The organism is Chryseobacterium taichungense (assembly GCF_900109935.1).
Lineage (GTDB): Bacteria > Bacteroidota > Bacteroidia > Flavobacteriales > Weeksellaceae > Chryseobacterium > Chryseobacterium taichungense.
Window position 1 is genome coordinate 1 of the sequence record NZ_FOBV01000022.1, and the last position, 3,222, is coordinate 3,222.

At 44.5% G+C, this 3,222-nt stretch carries 2 protein-coding genes; both read left to right on the forward strand.

Features of this window, described 5'->3' with window-relative positions; all coding sequences use genetic code 11:
• Window positions 1–489, forward strand: a 489-nt coding sequence (locus tag BMW64_RS20240; protein WP_143052750.1) for a helix-turn-helix domain-containing protein, incomplete at its 5' end; no start/stop codon positions are given.
• Between the two features lie 88 nt (window positions 490–577).
• Window positions 578–2,989 (forward strand): heavy metal translocating P-type ATPase, encoded by a 2,412-nt coding sequence (locus BMW64_RS20245; protein WP_090002493.1) that lies wholly within the window; start codon window positions 578–580, stop codon window positions 2,987–2,989.
• Window positions 2,990–3,222 lie beyond the last annotated feature (233 nt).

Sequence of the window (3,222 nt, forward strand, 5' to 3'; positions counted from 1 at the left end):
GGATTAGATGCTAAAAATATAAAACTGGGCGAAGTTATTCTTTCCAAAGAAATAACATCTCTGGAAAAAGAGAATTTGTCCAAAACTTTAGAGCCATTAGGATTTGAAGTAATTGACGATAAAAAAGGCAGGATAATAGAAAAGATAAAGAACATTATCATTGACCTGGTACACCATCAGGATAGTGATGTAAAAACCAACCTTTCCGATGTATTGAGTGACAAATTGCATCACGATTACAATTACCTGTCCAATCTGTTTTCAGAGGTAGAGGGTACAACCATTGAAAAATACTTTATCGCCCAAAAGGTGGAGAAAGTTAAAGAATTGTTGGTGTATGATGAGTTGTCATTAAGTGAGATTGCGAACCGCCTAAATTATTCGAGCGTGGCATATTTGAGTAACCAGTTTAAAAAAGTTACCGGGCTAACACCAAGCCATTTCAAACAGATTAAAGAGGATAAAAGAAAACCGTTGGATAAAGTGTAAGTAAATCTTACAAATCAAATCCAAAATTTCACACCAGTACCCATAAATATAATAGCCAATTTTGTATTGTAAATTAAAGCAGGCAAATATGGCGACAAACAGAGAAAATATATACATTCCATTGGAGGATGTAGAAAGCGAACACTGTGCATTAATCGTTGAAAAGGGATTGGCACAGGTAAAAGGCGTAGAAACCCATAAAGTAGAGCTGAACAACCGAAGGGCAGTGATTACAGTAGATAGCAATGAAACCGTAGGCGAGGCTGTTAAGGCAATTAAAGATTTAGGTTACGGAGTTCCTACGGTTAAAAGTGCTTTTCCGGTATTGGGCATGACCTGTGCATCCTGTGCGGGCAGTGCCGAAAGCATTGTTAAATACCAACCGGGAGTAGTTAATGCTTCCGTGAACTTTGCAACGGGCAATCTTACCGTGGAATATCTGCCCAATATGACCGATGCCTCCACCCTGCAAAAAGCGGTTCAGGGAGTAGGTTACGACCTATTGATTGAAGACGAAACCAAGCAGCAGGAAACGCTCGAAGGCATCCACGAAAAGAAATTCCGAACCTTGAAAAACAAGACCATTTGGGCAATTATCCTTTCCCTGCCCGTGGTAATCATAGGAATGTTCTTTATGGATATGCCCTATGCAGACCCGATAATGTGGCTCTTTTCCACACCCGTTGTAATATGGTTGGGCAGGGATTTTTTTGTAAACGCTTGGAAGCAGGCAAAGCACCGTTCCGCCAATATGGATACGCTGGTGGCATTGAGTACAGGTATTGCCTACCTGTTCAGTGTTTTCAATATGCTGTTTGCCGACTTTTGGCATCAACGGGGACTGCACGCCCACGTATATTTTGAAGCGGCAGCCGTTATTATCGCATTCATCCTGTTAGGGAAACTGCTGGAAGAAAGAGCCAAAGGCAACACCTCTTCTGCCATTAAGAAGCTGATGGGCTTGCAGCCAAAAACGGTCATCGTGGTACAGGCGGATGGAACGGAAAAGCAGACCGCTATCGAAGACGTAAGCGCAGGCGATGTGATACTCGTAAAGCCCGGTGAAAAGATTGCGGTAGACGGCATGGTCATATCGGGCAATTCGTATGTGGACGAAAGCATGTTAAGCGGTGAGCCTGTACCTGTATTGAAAAAAGAAAAAGAAAAAGTATTTGCAGGAACGATTAACCAAAAAGGCAGCTTCCGGTTCAAGGCGGTAAAAGTGGGCAGAGAAACCATGCTTGCCCACATCATCAAAATGGTGCAGGATGCACAGGGAAGCAAAGCACCCGTACAGAAACTGGTCGATAGGATTGCGGGCATCTTTGTTCCCACAGTGATAGGCATTGCCATCCTGACATTTACACTATGGTTGATTTTGGGAGGCGAAAACGGGGTTGTTCAAGGTCTGTTGGCAGCCGTTACGGTATTGGTCATTGCCTGCCCCTGTGCTTTAGGCTTAGCGACACCCACCGCTATTATGGTAGGCGTTGGTAAAGGTGCTGAAAATGGCATTTTGATAAAGGATGCCGAAAGTTTGGAACTGGCCAAAAAAGTAAATGCCATCGTTTTGGACAAAACCGGAACCATCACCGAGGGAAGACCACAGGTAACGGGCATTAAATGGCTGAACAATGAGGACACTGCAAAAGAAATCCTTTTGAGCATCGAAAAGCAATCCGAGCATCCATTGGCAGAAGCCGTAGTGAAGCATCTTGGCGATGTAGCGACCACCTCTTTATCCATGTTCGACAGCATTACGGGCAAAGGCGCAAAAGCAGACCATGACAACGAAACCTATTATGTAGGCAACAAAAAGCTATTGGCAGAAAACAACATTGCCATTGCCGGAGAATTACAAGACCAGGCCGAAGAATGGGGCAAACAGTCTAAAACCGTTATCTGGTTTGCAAACAGCAAAAAGGCTCTTGCTGTAATCGCTATCGCCGATAAGATTAAGGAAACATCGGTGCAGGCTATCCGGGAAATGCAGGAAATGGGCATTGACCTGTATATGCTGACCGGAGATAATGAAGCTACCGCTAAAGCCATTGCGGAGCAGACAGGCATCAAGCATTACAAAGCCGAAGTTTTGCCACAGCATAAAGCCGACTTTGTGAAAGAACTGCAAAGTAAAGTAAAGGTAGTGGCAATGGTGGGCGATGGTATCAACGACAGCACCGCATTGGCAACAGCCGATGTAAGTATCGCAATGGGCAAAGGCAGCGATATCGCAATGGACGTAGCCAAGATGACCATCATTTCGTCCGACCTGACCAAGATACCGCAGGCAATACGCTTGTCCAAACAGACCGTAGCCACCATCAAGCAAAACCTGTTCTGGGCGTTTATCTACAACGTAATCGGCATTCCGGTAGCGGCAGGCATCCTTTACCCTGTTAACGGCTTCCTGCTCAACCCGATGATTGCGGGTGCGGCAATGGCATTGAGCAGCGTGAGCGTGGTCAGTAACAGCCTGCGGTTGAAGTGGAAGAAATAAAACAGTAAATCTCACAAATCAAACAAGAAATTACACAACAATAACTAACTGAATAGTACGGAAATTTGCATTATCAGATAACTCTAAAATTTGTAAACAATGGAAAATAAACAATTTCAATTCAAGACGAACATCAATTGCGGCGGCTGTATCGCATCTGTAAAGCCGCACTTGGACAAGGCAGAGGGCATCTGCCATTGGGAAGTGGACACGGCCAACAAGGACAAGGTACT